The following is a 16,375-nucleotide window of genomic DNA, read 5'->3' as shown; positions in this document are numbered from 1 at the left end:
TCAGATCGCGGTGTAGCCGCCGTCGATCACCAGCGTCTGCCCGGTGAGATACGACGAGGCCGACGAAGCCAGCAGCAGCACGAGGCCGTCCAGGTCGGAGGGGTCGCCCATCCGGCCGGCCGGGATCGCGGAGACCCACTGGGCCGCGAGGTCGGGGTTGGCCTCGGTGAACTGGCGCGTCATGTCCGACAGGATGTAGCCCGGCGCGATCGCGTTGACACGCAGCGCCGGCGCCCACTCGACGGCGAGCGAGCGGGTCAGCTGGTCGACGGCGGCCTTGGACGCGTTGTAGGACGCCTGCCGCTGGGGGATGTTGACGACCCGCCCCGACATCGAGGAGATGAGGATGGCGGAGCCCTCACGACCCTCGGCCAGTAGCGGCCGGGCGAAGGCTTGCGCGCTGTAGAAGGTGCCGCTGAGGTTGACGTCGATCACCTTGCGCCAGGTGGCCGGTTCGACCTCGGCGGAGTCGCCCCAGATGGTGATGCCGGCGGCCGTGATGAGGATGTCGGCGACCCCCAGGGCCTGACGGGCGTGGGCGAATGCCGCGTCGACGGAGGCGGCATCGGTGACGTCGACCAGGGCCGAGGCGGTTCGGACGCCGTGCTCCTGCGCCAGGCGGTCGGCCGACTCGGCGACCTCGGGGAGGAGATCGAGCAGCGCGATATCGACGTTCTGCCGTGCCAGCGCGGCAGCGAGCGAATAGCCGATGCCGCGGGCGCCGCCGGTGATGACAGCCGTGCGTCCGGCCAGGTCGGGAAAGTTCATGGTGCTCCGTAGGTGGTGCTGCCGCCGAAAGATGCCGTGGCGGCCGGAGCGTTGTGCCCCGGCCGCCACGAGCGGATCAGCAGGAAGACACGTAGGCGGCTTCGCCGCCCTCGCCGTCGATGTTGTCCTCGGTGATGATGGTGAAGCCCGTCTGGATCATCTCCTCGGTCTCCTCACCCTCCAGCGCCGCGATCGCCTGCTCGACGCCGTCGGCGCCGATGGTGGCCGGCTCCTGGGCGACGAGCGCCTGGACGACGCCGTTGCGCAGCTGCTCGACCTGGGCGGGACCGGCGTCGAAGCCGACGATGGTGACGTCACCGGTCTTGCCGGCCTGCTGCACACCGGTGGCCGTGCCCTCGGCGGCGAACAGGTTGGCGGCGAAGATGCCGACGATGTCGGGGTCCTTCTGCAGCGCTGCCGTCACGATCTCGGCCGCGGTGGCCGGCTCGTTGTGGCTGTACTGGATGCCGAGGAACTCGAAGTTCTCGTCCTCCGCGACCGCCTGCTCGAAGCCCTCGGCGCGGGCGTCGGAGGTCGAGATGCCCGGGTCGATCGAGACGACCAGGACCTTGCCGCCGTCGGGGTGGGCCTCCTTGATGGCGTCGAACGCGGCAGCGCCGCCGCCGACGTTGTCGCTGGAGATCTGCGAGACCGCCATCGACGGGTCCTCGAGGGTGGTGTCGACGAGGACGACCTGGATGCCGGCGTCGGCGGCGGCCTGGATGGGCGCTGCCATCGCCGTCACGTCCGTGGGAGCCACGAGGAGGGCGTCGGGCCGGGAGGCCACGACGGAGTCCACGAGCGGCTTCTGCAGGGTCGGGTCGAACTTCTCCGGGCCCTGCACGGTAACGGTGGCACCGGCGGCCTCGGCCGCCTCCTTGATGCCGCACTCCATCGAGATGTAGAACTCGTCGCCGGCGACGCCCTGGACGAAGGCGATGGTGTAGCCCTCGTCCGAGTCACCCCCGCCCGAGCCGGCGTTTCCGCCTCCTGACGAACATCCGGCGAGCATGAGCGCGGCGGATGCGCCGAAGACAGCGATGCCGAGACCTTTCTTACTCCACGTCATTGTGATCAACCGTTTCTCTTGTGTGGTGGGTTGGTGCAGTCGCCACGGTCACCCGCGTCGACTTCCGCTGACGAACCTGCGCCAGAGGCTTTGGGTGTTGCCCCGCATCGCGGCGGAGCGACGGGCCTGATCGACGTACACGGCGGCGACGAGCACCGCGCCGACGGCGACCTGCTGCCAGAACGGCTGGACGCCGGTGATGACGAACCCGTTCTGCAGCACGGCGGGGATGAACAGACCCACGACCGTGCCGAAGATGGTGCCGATGCCGCCGAACAGCGACGTTCCACCGATCACGACGGCCGCGATGACGTTGAGGTTCGTCTGCGACTGGCCCGCGATGGCCGTGGTGCTGAACTGCGACAGCGAGAGGATGCCGGCGAACCCGGCGAGGCCGCCGGAGATCGTGTAGATGCTGATGAGCTGCCGGTCGACCTTCACGCCCACGCGCCGCGCCGCGACCTCGCTCGAGCCGACCGCGAAGGTGTGGAGGCCGAAGCGGGTGTAGTGCAGCACGATCGCGCCGATGATGACGAGGACGAGCGCGATGACGGAGATCGTGGGGATGGTGCCGAACACGTTGCCGTAGCCGATCGTGGTCGTCAGCACCGTGGGGACCGCCCGGACGTCGACGCCACCGGTGATGATCTGCGCGAAGCCGAGGGCCATTCCGAGCGACCCCAGCGTGACGATCAGCGGCGGGATCTTGCCCTTGGCGATGAGGAAGCCGTTGAACAGCCCCCACGCGACGCCGGAGGCGATCGCGACGAGGATGCCGACGATGGCCACGCCCCACCCCTGGCCGCCCATCTCGCGCATGACCATCGCCGACACCACGCCGGAGAAGACCAGGACGGAGCCGATCGAGAGGTCGATGCCGGACGTGATGATGACGAAGGTCATCCCGATGCCCAGCACCGCGAGGATGGAGGCGTTCTGGATGATGAGGCGGAAGTTCGACCACTGCGCGAACGTGTCGGGCGCGAGGGCGCTGAAGATCGCCACGATCACCAGGAGCACCAGGAGGATCTGGAACGCCTGCGCCTTCAGGAGGTGCTTGAGGAAGCTCTCCTTCGGTTCGGCGGTGCCGATGGCCATGGTCTCGGTCGGCGGGCTGGACGTGCTCACTGGTTCCCCTCCTTCGTGATCGCGCCGGTCATGAGACCGACGAGCTCCTCCATGGATGTGCTCTTGGCGTCCAGGACCGCGGCGCGGGTGCCCAGTCGCAGCACCTGGATGCGGTCGGCGACCTCCATGACGTGCGGCATCGAGTGGCTGATCAGCACGACGGCGATGCCCTTGTCGCGGACACGACGGATGGTGTCGAGCACGTTCTGGGTCTGGCGCACGCCGAGAGCTGCGGTCGGCTCGTCGAGGAACACCAGGCGGTTGGCCCAGTGCACCGCGCGAGCGATGGCGATCGCCTGGCGCTGCCCGCCCGACATCTCGCCGACGGGCGAGGTGAGCGAGCGCACGGTCGCACCGAGATCGGCGAAGGCTGCCCGGGACTGATCGCGCATCTCTTTGGTCTTCATGAAGCCGAAGGCGCCGCCGATGCCCGACGCCGGCAGCTCGCGGCCCAGGTACATGTTCTGGACGGGGTCGAGGTGGGGGGCGAGGGCGAGGTCCTGGTACACCGTCTCGATCCCCAGCGCGCTGGCCTGGGACGGGGAGGTGAGTTCGATCGGTTCGCCGTCGAACTTGATCGTGCCGCTGTCCACGGCGAGGTTGCCGGAGAGCGCCTTGACGAGAGTGGACTTTCCGGCTCCGTTGTCGCCGATGAGCGCGGTGACTTCGCCGGGGTACACCTCGAAGTCGGCCTCGTTGAGCGCACGGACGTGTCCGAACTGGCGGGACAGTCCCCGCGCCTCGAGTACTGGGGTGGGCATGTCAGCTCCTTTCTGTGCAGATGCGGATGTGCAGGTGGTTCACGGTGGCTCCGTTCATTCGATCCGCCCCGCCGGTACGGCGACGGAGGCGGCGTCGGCGGGCGTGGAGTGCGCGGCCAGGAACGACGCGGCGAACTCCGGGAAGTCCTTCGTGGCCGCCGAAGCGGCGTAGGCGGCGAACAGCGCAGCCCCGTACGCGGTGCCCTCGTCGTGCGCGGAGAGGGAGACGGCGGGGAGGATGAGCTCGCGGGCACGCACGACGCTGGCCATCTTGGACCAGCCGCCGGTGAGCAACGTCGCCGTGGGCGCCGGAACCTCGCGGTCCATGACCTCCATGACTTCGGCGCACATGTCGTTGCCGTGGAGGAGCGCGGCGATGAACAGCTCCTCGGGCGACAGGCCGTCGCTGTTGGCCGCGATCTGGAGGACGCCGTCGTCGTTACGCGCACCGCTGACCTGCAGACCGCCGTCGGCGAGCCCGCCGCGGGTGGGCAGCGCCATGACCCGCTCGTCGAGGGCGCGACGGCCCTCCGCGTCGGCGACCCCCAGAAGCTGGAGGACCCGTCGCATGAGGAGGCCCGACTTCGTGCCGGCCAGAAGAACGTACTTGCCCGGAAGCACGTGCCGCACGGTGTTGATGCCGGCCAGCGCGAGACGCTCGCGGGCGTCGAACGGCAGCACGGCGTCGAGCACCCGCACGAGCGCCTCGGCCGTCCCCATCGAGTCGTAGAGCTCGTCGCTCGCGGTCGCACCGGCCGCCACCGCCGAGACGAGGTGGTCGTGGCCGGCGACGGTGAGCACCGCGCCGGCGAAGGGACGCGGCATCCGGTCGTCGGTGAGAACGCCCACCGGCGTTCCGGCACCGACACGTTCGGCCAGCAGGTCGTCTCCCGCGCCGAGGACCTCCAGGGCCGCATCCCACGGACGGCTGTCGTCCTGGTCGATGATGCCCGTGCGCGAGACGAGGGAGTACTCGGCCACGCGGGGGCCTCCGAGGGAGCGGATCACGTACTCGGGCACGTTCAGGAAGGTGCGCCCCTTCAGGTCGATCCCCTGGTCGCGCAGGTACAGGAGCTTCGAGATCGTGGCGAGCGGCCCGACCGGCAAGCCGGTGCGGCCGAGGAACTCGGCGCGGAAATCACGGGGCGTCTGCAGGATCTGCTCGCCGCCGCGCGGATCGAACCACGCCATGATCGGGGCCGCCGGCACGTCGGCGCCGTCGAGCAGCACTCCCGCTTCGGCCATCCCCGAGACGCCCACCGCGCGCACCCGGTACGCGCCCTCGCGCGTCAGCGTCGTGTCGGCCTCCCGGGCCAGCTCGTGCACGACGTCGACGACGCGCTCGGCCGGCATCTCGGCCTGGCCGTGGTCGAGGTTGACCCACGGCGACCGGCGGCTGACCACGAGCACCTCGCGCCCGCCGAGGGTGGCCACGAGCATCTTGATGCTCGTGGATCCGATGTCGATGCCGACGACGTATTCGCTCACTGCAGCTCCCCGGCCGCGAGCGTGGCGGGCCATCCGGCGCCCGGGCGCGCGATCAGCACCTCGGCCTCGCCGTCGACGCGCCACGCACCGAAGTCGTGCGGCACGGCGACGGCCTGACCCCGCTCGAGCGACACCGCGTCGGCGTCCGAGACGAGCGAGCCTGCACCCGCGGTGACGAGCACCACGGCGAAGCCGGCGTCGACCGGCTCGGAGGCGGAACCGGCGCCGGTGGCCACGGCGAGGCGGAAGTACGGATCGGCAGAGGCGGGCAGCACGCTGCGGATGTCGCGACCCAGCCGCGTCTCACCGGCGGTCGTGACGAGCGCGGCCAGGGCGTCGGGGGCGAGGGCGGCGGTGGAGACGGCGGGCATGACCGTGTCGAACCCGAGGTCGAGGTGCGACTCCTCCCGCGTGGAGGTCGTCACCGACCACTCCAGCAGGATCGAGAAATCGGTGGGCTCCTGCACCTCGGCCACGAAGATGCCCCCGTCGATGGCGTGGGCGGTGCCGGCGGGGACGAGGACTCCCATCCCCTCGTGCACCTCGACGCGGTTGAGGTGATCCAGCATCCATTCGCTGTCCTGCGCATCGCGGCGGCGGTCGAGCTCGTCGCGGTCGACCGCCTCCCTCCAGCCGACGTGCACGGCGGAGCCGGGTTCGGCATCGAGCACGTACCAGGCCTCGGTCTTGCCGTACGGGCAGTCCAGGTGAGCGGCGGCGAATCCGCGCTGCGGGTGGACGTGGACGGGGAGGCGCTGGCGCGCGTCGAGGAGCTTCACGAGGATGCCGACGTCGGAGGCGTCACGGCCGCTGCCCGCGCCGATCCAGGCGGCGGGGTCACCGGCGACGAGGTCGCGCAGCAGCGCGCCGTCTCCGGTGACGGCAAGACCGGTGACGGGGTCGCCGAACCGCGACACGGTGGCGCCCAGCCACTCCTCCGGCTGCCGGTCGCTCTCGGGCACGATCCCTCGCAGGGCGGCGATGCGGTCGCCGCCGAGGTAGAAGTGCTGCACGGGGTTGGGCGGAAGCAGGACGGGCTTCATGATGCGGCTCCGAGTGAGGAGGTGGCCACGGCGGCGCGCGGGGGCAGTTCGCCCGAGCCGCGCGCGACGAGGGAGGTGGGCAGGACGATCCGTTGCGGTTCGGATGCGGGGTCGTCGAAGAGTTCGAGCAGGCGCTGGAACGCGGCCGTGGCGATCGGGCGGGGCGTGTGATTCACGCAGGTGATCGCCGGGGTGAACAGGTCGGCGAGCTCGAAGTCGCCGAACGAGATCAAGGCGAGGCCCTCGATGCCGGCGGCGCGGATGGCGTCCATCGTCGCGATGGACGCCCGCGAGGTCGCGCACAGCACCGCCGTCGGTGCATCCGTCCGGGCGAGAAGGGCCGCCGAGGTCGAGGCCATCGCCGCCCGGCTGCGGGCATGGCCGACGATGAGCGACTCGTCGACGGGGATGTCGGCCTCGGCCAGGGCCGCCCGAAAACCGTCGAGTCGGGCGCTGTTGGTCGGATACGCAGGATCGTCGCCGATGAACCCGATGCGGCGGTGGCCGTTGTCCACGAGGCGGCGGGTGGCGTCCCGGGCGGCGCCGAAGTCGTCGACGATCACGGAGTCGATCCCGTCGCGGGCGCGGTCGACGCTGACGATGGGGAACCGCCGGCGGAGCATCTGCAGCTCCTCGGCGCTCACGCCGACCGGCGCGATGATGAGTCCGCGCAGCTGGTGCCCGGCGAGGCGCTGGAGATGTTCGCGCTCCCGCTCGGCATCGAAGCCGGTGCTGGCGAACAGCAGGCTCATCCCCCGCTCGATCGCGAGTTCCTCCAGAACGCTCACCAGGTCGGCGAAGAAGGGGTCGGCGATCGCGTCGATCATGACGCCGATCGCGTCCTGTCCGCCGGTCTTGAGCGAACGGGCGGTGGAGTTGGGGAAGAACCCCAACTCGGAGATGGCCGCGAGGACGCGCTCGCGGGTGGCTTCGCGGACGCCGGGCTCGTCGTTGACCACGCGCGAGACGGTCTTGATGCTCACCCGTGCGCGGTCGGCGACGTCGGTGATGCGCGCTCGGCGCGGCGCGCCGGCGCGTTCGCCCGCTGCGGTGGCTTCCGCGTCGTCCTGTGCCATGTCCTGCTCCGACATCGTTGTCATTGTGGATTCTCGTGAAGCCCGACTTCACCCGTCGATATAGTGAGCCTCACACGACAACGTTGTCAAGTCCCTCGAAAGTCGGTGCGATGATCTTCCTCGCTGTGAGCGGCGCCGCCGGCGCCGGCAAGTCGACCCTTGGACGGGCGCTCGCGCGCCGCCTTCGACTCCCCCTGCTCGACCTCGACACCCTGACCAACCCGCTGCTGGAGGAGGTCGTCACGCCCCGCCTCGGCGGCGCGCACTGGAACGATCCCGCGTTGCGCGACACGGTGCGCCCGGCCCGCTATCGCGTGCTCCTGGACGCGATAGCGGACCAGCGCGAGAGCGGCGTGGGCGCCGTGGCCGTGGCGCCGTTCACGGCCGAACTGGGCGGTGGCGACCACTGGCGCCGGCTCGTGGCAGCGTGCGGTCAGGAGCCGGTGGTGGTGTGGATGACGGGGAGCCGCGAGACGCTCGCGTCCCGCCGCGCCCAGCGTTCGGCCGACCGCGATGCCCACGCGATGGCGGCCCCGGATGAACCGCCCGCGGTGCCGCACGTGCGGATCGACGCCGCTCTCTCCACAGCCCAGCAGGTCACGCGCGTGCTCCGCGCCCTGGGCGTGCACCGCGAGGTCGACCGCCATGCTCCGCTGTGGTCGCGCCCGTTCGACGCCGGGCTGTTCGACCTCGACGGCACGCTGATCGACTCCACGCCCGCGGTCCTGCGCTCCTGGAGCATGCTGGCGGCGGAGTACGGCGTCGCCCTCGACCCCCTCGCATCCGGTCACGGTCAGCCGGCGGCGCACCTGATCGCGCAGATGTTCCCGCCCGAGCGAGCGGCCGAGGCACTCGCGCGCATCTCGGCGATCGAGGAGGCGGAGACGGCGGACGTGGTCGCGATTCCCGGGTCGGCGGAGTTCTTCGCCACGACGCCGCGCCGCGCCATCGTCACGAGCGGCACCCGTCTCATCGCGGGCAACCGGCTCGAGGCGGCGGGGCTCCCGCGCCCGGACGTCGTGGTGACCTTCGACGACGTGACCCGCGGGAAGCCCGATCCCGAACCCTTCGCCCTCGCCGCCGAGCGCCTGGGCGTCGACCCCCGCCGATGCGTCGCGTTCGAGGACGCACCGGCGGGCATCACGGCCGCCCGCGCAGCCGGCTGCGCGGTGGTCGCGATCACCGGCACGCACGACGCCGCCGAGCTCGCCGATGCCGACGTCGTCGTCGACCGGCTGGACGAGCTCGAAGTCGTGCGCGACGGTGAGCGCTTCCACCTGCGCGTGCGCGACTGACGCCTGCGCGGTGTTGACGCCTGCGCGGTGTTGACGCCTGCGCGGCGCTGACGCCTGCGCGGGCGGGACCGACGGCCCGCCCGCGCGGTCGTGTCAGCGTGCGGTGTAGCCGCCGTCGATGGGCAGCGAGACCGCGCTGATCATGCTGGCCGCGTCGCTGAGGAGGAACACGATCGGGCCTGCGATGTCATCCTCGGTCGCCCACCGGCCCAACGGCATCTGCTCCAGGAAGGGCCCCTCGATGTCTGCGCGACCCCAGTACCACGCCGACATCGGGGTCATCACGACCGTCGGGTTGACGCTGTTGACGCGGATGCCGTGACGCCCGAGTTCGAGCGCCGAGACGCGGGTGATGTTGTCCAGCGCGGCCTTGGAAGATCCGTAGGACACGTGGCCGGTGAGGGCGACCAGGCCGGCCTGGCTGGAGACGTTCACGATCGCGCCCCCGCGACCGATCCGGATCATCTCCCGAGCGGTGTACTTCGTCACCAGCAGCGCTCCGCGGGCGTTCACCGACATCACCTTGTCGAAGATCGCGATGTCGGTGTCTTGCGGCGTGGCAATCTCGCCGCCGAATCCGGCGCAGTTGACCACGCCCCAGACATCCATGCCCTCGAGCGCTTCGCGGACGGAGTCTTCCGACTCCAGGTCGAAGGCCAGCGGGCGCGCGCCGGTCTCCTGGACGATCGCCTCGAGCGACTCCGCCGTGCGACCTGCGGCGACGACGTCCGCTCCCTGGGCGACGAGCTGGCGGACGGTTGCGCCGCCGATGCCCCCCGCCGCTCCCGTGACCAGAACGGTTCGACCTTCGAAGTCTCCCATTGCGTGTGATTCCTTCCTCGTTAGACTCTCGGCCGTGACCGACTTGAACAACTCGACGCTGAGTAACGCAAACGACAACGTTGTCATCCCACCGTACGATCGAGACCGAACTCTATCCGGCATCGTGCACTTCGGTCTAGGCGGGTTCAGCCGAGCCCACCTGGCGATGTACCTGGATACCCTTCTCAGCGAAGGCGGCTCGCCGGAATGGGCGCTGTGCGGCGTCGGCCTCCTCCCCGGCGACGCGCGCATGCGCGATGTCCTCGCCGCGCAGGACCGGCTGTACACCCTCGTGACCCGCGCGCCGGATGCAACGGCGACGGCCCGGATCATCGGGTCGGTTGCGGAGTACCTGTTCGCGCCCGGCGACCGCGAGGCCGTGATCGCCAAGCTCGCCTCGCCGGACGTCCGGATCGTGTCGCTGACGGTGACCGAGGCCGGCTACGGGGTGGACGACGCCACCGGAAGATTCGATCTGGACCGTGCAGGCGCCCGCGCCGACACCGCGCCCGGCGCGGTGCCGACCACCGTGTGGGGCTTCCTCGCCGCCGGCCTCGCGCGGCGTCGCGCGCAGGGCGTGCCCCCGTTCACCGTGCTCTCCTGCGACAACATCCAGGGCAACGGCGCGGTCGCGCGCGAGGCGCTCGTCTCGTTCACCACCTCGGTCGACCCAGGGTTGGCCGAGTGGATCGCCGCAGAGGTGTCGTTCCCCAACTCGATGGTCGACCGCATCACGCCGGCGACCACGCCGGGCGACATCGACGCGGTCGAGCAGCTCACGGGGCTTCGCGACGCGTGGCCGGTGAGCTCGGAGGCGTTCGCGCAGTGGGTGATCGAAGACCGCTTCCCCGCCGGCCGGCCCGACCTGGGGGTGGTGGGTGCGCAATTCGTGGACGACGTCGCCCCGTACGAGAAGATGAAGCTCCGTCTCCTCAACGCCTCGCATCAAGCGATGTCCTACGTCGGGCTCCTCGAGGGGTTCTCGTTCGTGCACGACGTGGTCGATGACCCCGACTTCGCGGCGTTCCTCGCGGGCTACATGCGGGAGGAGGCCGCACCGACGCTGGATCCGGTACCCGGCATCGACCTCGCGTCCTACCAGGCCGAGCTCCTCGCTCGATTCTCCAATCGCGCCATCCAGGACACCCTCGCCCGTCAGGTCGTGGACGGCTCCGACCGCATCCCGAAGTTCCTGGTCCCCGTCATCGAGGATCGCCTTGCCGCCGGCGAATCGGTGACGCGGTGCGCGCTCGTGCTGGCCGCGTGGCAGGCATGCCTGGCCCGCGGGGCCCGTGACCACGACCGGCGGCTCATCAACAGCGACGTGCGCCTGGACGCCCTGGAAGCCGCCGCCCTCGCCGACGACGAGCGGCCCGGCGCGTTCCTGACCCTCGTCCCCACCCTCGGCGTGGACGACCCGCGCCTGCACGCGGCGTACGTGCGGGCTCGGGATTTGCTCGCCGAGCGCGGGGCGCGGGGAGCGGTGCGCGCCCTCGCGTGACCCATCGCGGCCGGCACCGCCGCTACCCCAACGAGCCGGTCGCCTCGATCTCCACGCCCAGCGTCAGGGACGCCCCCGGGGCGAGCGGACGCAGCAGCCCCTCTTCCCGGGCGGCGGTCCGCCCGAGGATGGTGGGAACCAGCGCCGGCTCGATGCCGAGGACGACCATCCCCGGCTCGGCCACGCGCCATTGGAACATCCCCGGCAGCTGGGCGGTGTCGAACCGCACCGCGACGCTGAGCCCCCCCAGGTTCGTGACCTCTACGGCGACGGAGCGGTCGGCGGGAAGGTGGTGGGCGAAGACCTGCTCCGGGTACGGATGCTGCGGGGCCGGGAACGTGTCCCACGTGGCGGCGCCGGCCGCGGCATCCGCGTCCCGGGGCTCCACCGCGGTCGCGGGGCTGTGCACCCGGGTGCCCTCATCGATCAGCGGCCAGCCGAAGTTGAGGTGGTAGAGCACCATGGGCTCGACCGGATCGGGACCGCGGTTGGTCAGGATGTCGGCCACCCGGATGCCCCGGCGGTGGAGCGACACGGTGATGCGGCGGCGGAGCTCGAGGTGCTCGCCGAACACCGCGGCCTCCCGCACCACGCCCTCCACGACCACCTCCTCCTCGGTCGCCTCCGCCCGCACGACCGTGGCCGGCAGCGTCGTGTAGCGCCCGTGCATCGGATGATCCGTGCCCCCGTCGCTCGAGGCCGGCCCGACATTCAGCAGACCACAGGTGGTGAGCAGGCCCCCACCGAAGGCGCGTGCCCACCCCTCCCCGTCGGCGTCGTACGCGTTCGCCCGGGGGAAGCCGGTGGGCGAGATCCACGCCAGCGGGACTCCGCCCACCCGGACCTGGCCGATGTCGAGGCCGCGGTCAGGGAGCAGGTCGACGTCGACGTCTCCGGCGACGAGGCGGATGCGGCGCGTCCCGGCCGCGGGACCGTCGGTGATCAGCGACGACTCCACCGAGGCCGTCTGGGCGAGTGACCCCCGGCGCTCGCGCGCCCGGTCGATCGGCATCCCGAAGAGTTCCGCCACCATGTTTTCCTCCTCCGTCGATGCGTCACGGTAGCAGCGGGCACGCCGCGCCACGCGCGACCCTGCACTCCCCACCGCCCCGCCGCCCCGCGGCCGGCCCGCGCGGCCCTGGGCGCCGCCGCCCCGCCGAACCGTACTCAGTCTGCGCGGCCGGCGCCGTCCCGACATCCGCGTGAATACGCCGCGCGCGCATCCGGGACTATCCATCGAGACTGAGTTCGGTCCGGGTCGCGCCCGGTACGGCTCGGTTGACAACGTTGTCTCAGCCTGCTCATACTGTGAGGGCCGCCGCATCGGTGCGGCTCCCGCATCCAGCTCTCGGAGAACGACCTCCCATGACGAAGCACCGGCTCAACCGCCTCTTCCACCCGCGATCCGGGCGCGCCCTCGACGTCGCCGTCGACCACGGCGCGTTCCACGAGCACGCGTTCCTCTCCGGCATCGAAGACATGCGCGCGACGGTCGCCACCCTCGTCGACGCGGGCCCCGACGCGATCCAGCTGACACTCGGCCAGGCGCCGCTCCTGCAGTCCGTGCCAGGGAAGCACAAGCCCGGGCTGGTGCTGCGCACCGACATCGCGAACGTCTACAACAGCCCGTTGGAGTCGCCGCTGCACAGCATCCACGTGCCCGACGCGATCGAGGTCGCGGTGCGCCTGGACGCCGTCGCGGTGTGCGTGAACCTTCTCGACCTTCCCGGGCACCCCGAGGTGCGCGAGCAGTGCATCCGCTCGATCCTCGCCCTCCGCACCGATGCGGAGCGGTACGGGATGCCGCTCATGATCGAGCCGCTGGTGATGCAGACCAACTCCGACAAGGGGGGCTACACCGTCGACGGCGACACGCGCAAGATCGTCACCCTCGTGCGCCAGGCCCGCGAGCTCGGCGCCGACCTCATCAAGGCCGACCCGACCGACGACATCGACGACTACCACCTCGTCGTGCAGGCCGCCGCCGACACCCCCGTGCTCGTGCGCGGCGGCGGACGGGTGGATGACCGCACACTCCTCGAGCGCACCCAAGCGGTTCTCGCCCAGGGCGCGCGCGGCATCGTCTACGGCCGCAACGTCATCCAGCATCCGCATCCCGCCGGTATCACCGCGGCGCTCATGGCCGTGGTGCACGACGACGTCTCCGTGGACGAGGCGCTCGCGCTGATCGGGGCAGAGCGATGACCGCCGCCCGGCGCGTGAACGTCGGCATCATCGGCGGCGGCCTCATGGGCCGCGAGATCGCGGCGGCACTGCGACGGTGGCCCGCACTCCTGGACCATCCCGCCGATCCGCAGCTGGTGGCGATCTGCGACATCAACCCCGCCGCGATGGAGTGGTTCGACACCATCGACACCGTGCGTCTGAAGACGACGGACTACCGCGAGCTTCTCGCCGATCCCGACATCGACGTCGTGTACATCGCCGTGCGGCACGACCTGCACGAGCAGCTCTACGTCGACACCATCCGCTCGGGCAAGGCGCTGCTCGCCGAGAAGCCGTTCGGGATCGACGGGGCGGCAGCGGATGCGGTACTCCGCGCGATCGACGAAACCCCGGGGTCGTTCGTCCGCGTCTCGAGCGAGATGCCGTTCTTCCCGGGAGCGCAGGCGGCCGTCGACTACATCCGCAGCGGCGCACTCGGCCGCGTCATCGAGGCGAAATGCACCTTCCTGCACTCCAGCGACCTCGACACCGCCAAGCCGCTCAACTGGAAGCGGCAGAAGCAGTTCTGCGGCGAGGCCGGCGTCATGAACGACCTGGGGATGCACACGTGGCACGTGCCGCTGCGCCTGGGCTGGGCGCCCGACCGGGTCGTCGGCATCCTGCAGGACATCGTCACCGAGCGTCCGGGACCCGACGGCACCCTGCTCCCCTGCGACACCTGGGACAACGCGGTCATCCACAGCTGGACCACCCACGAGGGTGCTCCCTTCGTGCTGTCCACCGAGACCAAGCGCATCGCTCCGGGAGAGAAGAACACGTGGGAGTTCGAAGCGATCGGCATGGACGGCGGGGTGCGGTTCAGCACGAAGAACCCGAAGTCGGTCGAGGTGTTCGCCGTCATCGACGTCCCCGGCGGTGGCCGTGAGCAGAGCTGGCAGCGCATCGACGCCGGCAGCCAGTCGGTGTGGCCGACGGTCACCGGCGCGAACTTCGAATCGGGATTCAGCGATGCCATCCTGCAGATGTGGGCGGCCTTCCTCGCCGAGTACACCGGCGACCTCGGCGACCGGTTCGGGACGGTGCGCCCCGACGAGGCGGCGCTGACCCACCGCATCTTCGCCGCGGCGATCGCCTCCTCCGAGCAGGGCGCGCTCGTGCCGGTCATCCGCTGATCCGCGCCGCGGGCGTGGCGGATCCCTAGGATCGATCCGGAACGTCGCAGGAAGGACTGGATGCGCAAGAGCGGTCGACCCACGATGGTGGACGTGGCAGCCGACGCCGGGGTGAGCCTGAAGACCGTCTCCCGCGTGATCAACGGCCAGCCCAACGTCGACGCCGCGCTGATCGAGCGGGTCAACGCATCCATCGCCCACCTCGGCTTCCACCGCAATGCCCTCGCGGCGAGCCTGCGCTCGGGAAGCCGCGACACGATCGGCTTCCTCGCCGCCGACCTGTCCAACACCTTCTACACGACCATCGCCGCGGCGGTGTCGACGATCGCGGTGTCGCGGCGGATGCAGGTGATCATGGCCTCGAGCGAAGAGGATGCCGCGGCCGAACGTACGCTCGCTCTGGACCTGTGCCAGCGCCGCGTCGGCGGGCTCCTCCTCGTTCCCGCCGGCCACGACCAGTCATACCTGGCGGGCGAAGTGGCCGCCGGAACGCCCGTGGTGTTCCTCGACCGCCCGGGCGCGGGCCTGGCCGGAGACGCCGTGCTCATCGACAATCGCGGGGGCGCGCGGGATGCTGTCGCCGAGCTGCTGAACGATGGGCACGAGCGGATCGCCGTGCTGCTGGACTCGCCGTCCATCTTCACGATGGCCGAGCGGAGGGAGGGCGCCCTCGACGCTTTCGCGCGGGCCGGCCGGACGCCCGACTCGGCGCTGGTCGTCACGGGCCTGCACACCCCGGCTGCCGCGCGCGACGCCATGGAGCGCCTCCTCGGCTCCGATCGACCCCCCACGGCCGTCTTCTGCGGCAACAACCGCTCGACCATCGGCGCCCTCGAGGCGATCCTCCCCCGCGATGCGGATGTCGCGATCAGCGGGTTCGACGACTTCGAACTGGCGGAGGTGCTGCCCCGCCGCATCCGCATCGTCGACTACGACGCGGAGCACCTCGGACGGGCCGCGGCCGAGATGCTCTTCGCCCGCATCGACGGCTCCGCCGACTCCGAGCCCTCCCGCTTCCTCCTGCCCACCCGCCTCGTCACGCGCGGCGGCTACGCCCGCTGACCCGCCCGCGCCCGCGCCTGCGCCGCGCCGCGCCGCCCATGCGCGAGAAACGACGAACGGGTTGAGACGCCCCGCGGCGCGGGCTTTCTCGTCCGGGATGTCGTTTCTCGCGCAGGAGCGGGAGGGCGGGAAGGGCGTGCGGGGGCGTTACGCCTCGCGGGTGATCGTCACCTTCACGCGCAGCTGCGACTTGAACGGGCCGGCGTAGACGCCGCGCAGCGGCGGGACGTCGTTGTAGTCGCGGCCCCGGCCCACCAGCACGTGCCGGTCGCCGATCTCGATGTTGTTGGTCGGATCGAAGCCCTGCCAGTCGCCGGCGAACCACTCGATCCACGCGTGGGACTCCCCGGTCACGGCGACGCCCACCTCGGCGCTGGGGCGCGGATGCAGGTAGCCCGACACATAGCGGGCGGGGATGCCGACCTCCCGCAGCGCCCCGAGGGTGATGTGCGCGATGTCCTGACACACGCCCTTGCGCGCCTCCCACGCCTCCGATGCCGTCGAGTGGACGCCGGTGATGCCGTGCATGTACTCCACCGCATCCCCGATCGCCTCGGCGATCGCGTGCGCGGCGCGCCCGGGATGATCGTGCTGCGCCGCGATCGTGCGGGCGATGTCGGCGACCTCGGGGTGGGCCCGCGTGCGCGGGGACTGCACGAGCTGCTCGACCGTGCCCATCGATCGCGCCGCCTCCGTGGCGAGCCCGTCCCATGTGAGGTCGAGATGCTGGATGGGGCGGGGCCGCACCTCGACGAGCGAGCGGGCCGTGATCGCCAGCGACGCGTGCGGGGAGAGCACGTCGAACGCGCTGACGCGCGTGCCGAAGTAGTCCACGTACGTGTTCACCGTCGTGGACGGCTCGATCTCCAGCGCGGAGCTCAGGACGAACTGGCTGTCGGTCGAACCGGGCAGCATCCGGGCCTCGTTGTACGACGCCGAGACATCGCCCTGGTACGAGAAGCCCGTCGAGTGTTCGATGCGGAGTCGCTTCATGCCTGCCACC

15 protein-coding genes are annotated in these 16,375 nt (G+C 71.0%); 5 read left to right on the top strand and 10 right to left on the bottom strand.

What is annotated here, in order from left to right; translation table 11 throughout:
* From AC2DGY_RS01200 to AC2DGY_RS01170, 7 genes are all read right to left on the bottom strand, one after another.
* A complete protein-coding gene (locus AC2DGY_RS01200) occupies positions 1 to 768 on the bottom strand; it encodes an SDR family oxidoreductase (RefSeq protein WP_484507874.1) in 768 nt (255 codons plus the stop codon).
* Between the two features lie 76 nt (positions 769 to 844).
* On the bottom strand, positions 845 to 1,837 hold the full coding sequence (locus AC2DGY_RS01195) for an ABC transporter substrate-binding protein (RefSeq protein WP_484507873.1): 993 nt from the start codon (positions 1,835 to 1,837) through the stop codon (positions 845 to 847).
* Positions 1,838 to 1,885: 48 nt separating this feature from the next.
* Positions 1,886 to 2,965, bottom strand: coding sequence for an ABC transporter permease (locus AC2DGY_RS01190; protein ID WP_484507872.1), 1,080 nt, complete (start codon positions 2,963 to 2,965; stop codon positions 1,886 to 1,888).
* Positions 2,962 to 3,726 carry an ATP-binding cassette domain-containing protein gene (locus tag AC2DGY_RS01185; RefSeq protein WP_484507871.1) on the bottom strand — a complete coding sequence of 255 codons (765 nt, stop codon included), beginning with the start codon at positions 3,724 to 3,726 and terminating at the stop codon, positions 2,962 to 2,964. Before AC2DGY_RS01185 ends, AC2DGY_RS01190 begins: the two co-directional genes overlap by 4 nt.
* Before the next feature lie 54 nt (positions 3,727 to 3,780).
* Positions 3,781 to 5,214 carry an FGGY-family carbohydrate kinase gene (locus tag AC2DGY_RS01180; protein ID WP_484507870.1) on the bottom strand — a complete coding sequence of 478 codons (1,434 nt, stop codon included), beginning with the start codon at positions 5,212 to 5,214 and terminating at the stop codon, positions 3,781 to 3,783.
* A complete protein-coding gene (locus tag AC2DGY_RS01175; protein WP_484507869.1) occupies positions 5,211 to 6,257 on the bottom strand; it encodes a class I mannose-6-phosphate isomerase in 1,047 nt (348 codons plus the stop codon). Before AC2DGY_RS01175 ends, AC2DGY_RS01180 begins: the two co-directional genes overlap by 4 nt.
* Complete coding sequence (locus AC2DGY_RS01170) at positions 6,254 to 7,357, bottom strand: LacI family DNA-binding transcriptional regulator (RefSeq protein WP_484507868.1); 1,104 nt, start codon at positions 7,355 to 7,357, stop codon at positions 6,254 to 6,256. Before AC2DGY_RS01170 ends, AC2DGY_RS01175 begins: the two co-directional genes overlap by 4 nt.
* An 86-nt stretch (positions 7,358 to 7,443) precedes the next feature.
* Here AC2DGY_RS01170 and AC2DGY_RS01165 point away from each other — a divergent pair, with 86 nt between their 5' ends.
* Positions 7,444 to 8,628 carry an HAD-IA family hydrolase gene (locus AC2DGY_RS01165; RefSeq protein ID WP_484507867.1) on the top strand — a complete coding sequence of 395 codons (1,185 nt, stop codon included), beginning with the start codon at positions 7,444 to 7,446 and terminating at the stop codon, positions 8,626 to 8,628.
* A gap of 93 nt (positions 8,629 to 8,721) precedes the next feature.
* On the opposite strand, the gene AC2DGY_RS01160 is transcribed toward AC2DGY_RS01165, so the two are convergent.
* Entirely contained in the window at positions 8,722 to 9,450 is a 729-nt protein-coding gene (locus tag AC2DGY_RS01160; RefSeq protein ID WP_484507866.1) for an SDR family oxidoreductase, read from the bottom strand.
* A 124-nt stretch (positions 9,451 to 9,574) separates the two neighbouring features.
* Between AC2DGY_RS01160 and AC2DGY_RS01155 the strand changes: the two genes are divergently transcribed.
* Positions 9,575 to 10,951 carry a mannitol dehydrogenase family protein gene (locus AC2DGY_RS01155; protein ID WP_484507865.1) on the top strand — a complete coding sequence of 459 codons (1,377 nt, stop codon included), beginning with the start codon at positions 9,575 to 9,577 and terminating at the stop codon, positions 10,949 to 10,951.
* A 22-nt stretch (positions 10,952 to 10,973) separates the two neighbouring features.
* Here the strand turns inward: AC2DGY_RS01155 and AC2DGY_RS01150 are convergent, their stop codons facing one another.
* Complete coding sequence (locus tag AC2DGY_RS01150; RefSeq protein WP_484507864.1) at positions 10,974 to 11,984, bottom strand: aldose 1-epimerase family protein; 1,011 nt, start codon at positions 11,982 to 11,984, stop codon at positions 10,974 to 10,976.
* Positions 11,985 to 12,316: 332 nt separating this feature from the next.
* Here AC2DGY_RS01150 and AC2DGY_RS01145 point away from each other — a divergent pair, with 332 nt between their 5' ends.
* From AC2DGY_RS01145 to AC2DGY_RS01135, 3 genes are read left to right on the top strand one after another with little or no spacing between them, the layout of a single operon-like run.
* Positions 12,317 to 13,156 (top strand): class I fructose-bisphosphate aldolase, encoded by an 840-nt coding sequence (locus AC2DGY_RS01145; RefSeq protein WP_484507863.1) that lies wholly within the window; start codon positions 12,317 to 12,319, stop codon positions 13,154 to 13,156.
* Positions 13,153 to 14,310: a Gfo/Idh/MocA family protein gene (locus AC2DGY_RS01140; RefSeq protein ID WP_484507862.1), complete on the top strand. Its 1,158-nt coding sequence runs from the start codon at positions 13,153 to 13,155 to the stop codon at positions 14,308 to 14,310. The genes AC2DGY_RS01145 and AC2DGY_RS01140 overlap by 4 nt, the downstream gene beginning before the upstream one ends.
* Before the next feature lie 60 nt (positions 14,311 to 14,370).
* Positions 14,371 to 15,372: a LacI family DNA-binding transcriptional regulator gene (locus AC2DGY_RS01135; RefSeq protein ID WP_484507861.1), complete on the top strand. Its 1,002-nt coding sequence runs from the start codon at positions 14,371 to 14,373 to the stop codon at positions 15,370 to 15,372.
* Positions 15,373 to 15,519: 147 nt separating this feature from the next.
* On the opposite strand, the gene AC2DGY_RS01130 is transcribed toward AC2DGY_RS01135, so the two are convergent.
* Positions 15,520 to 16,365: a transglutaminase family protein gene (locus AC2DGY_RS01130; RefSeq protein ID WP_484507860.1), complete on the bottom strand. Its 846-nt coding sequence runs from the start codon at positions 16,363 to 16,365 to the stop codon at positions 15,520 to 15,522.
* Between the last annotated feature and the right edge of the window lie 10 nt (positions 16,366 to 16,375).

Source organism: Microbacterium sp. Z6_144, assembly GCF_057197625.1.
Note: the sequence above shows the minus strand (reverse complement) of the source record. Positions and strands in the feature narration are given on the sequence as shown.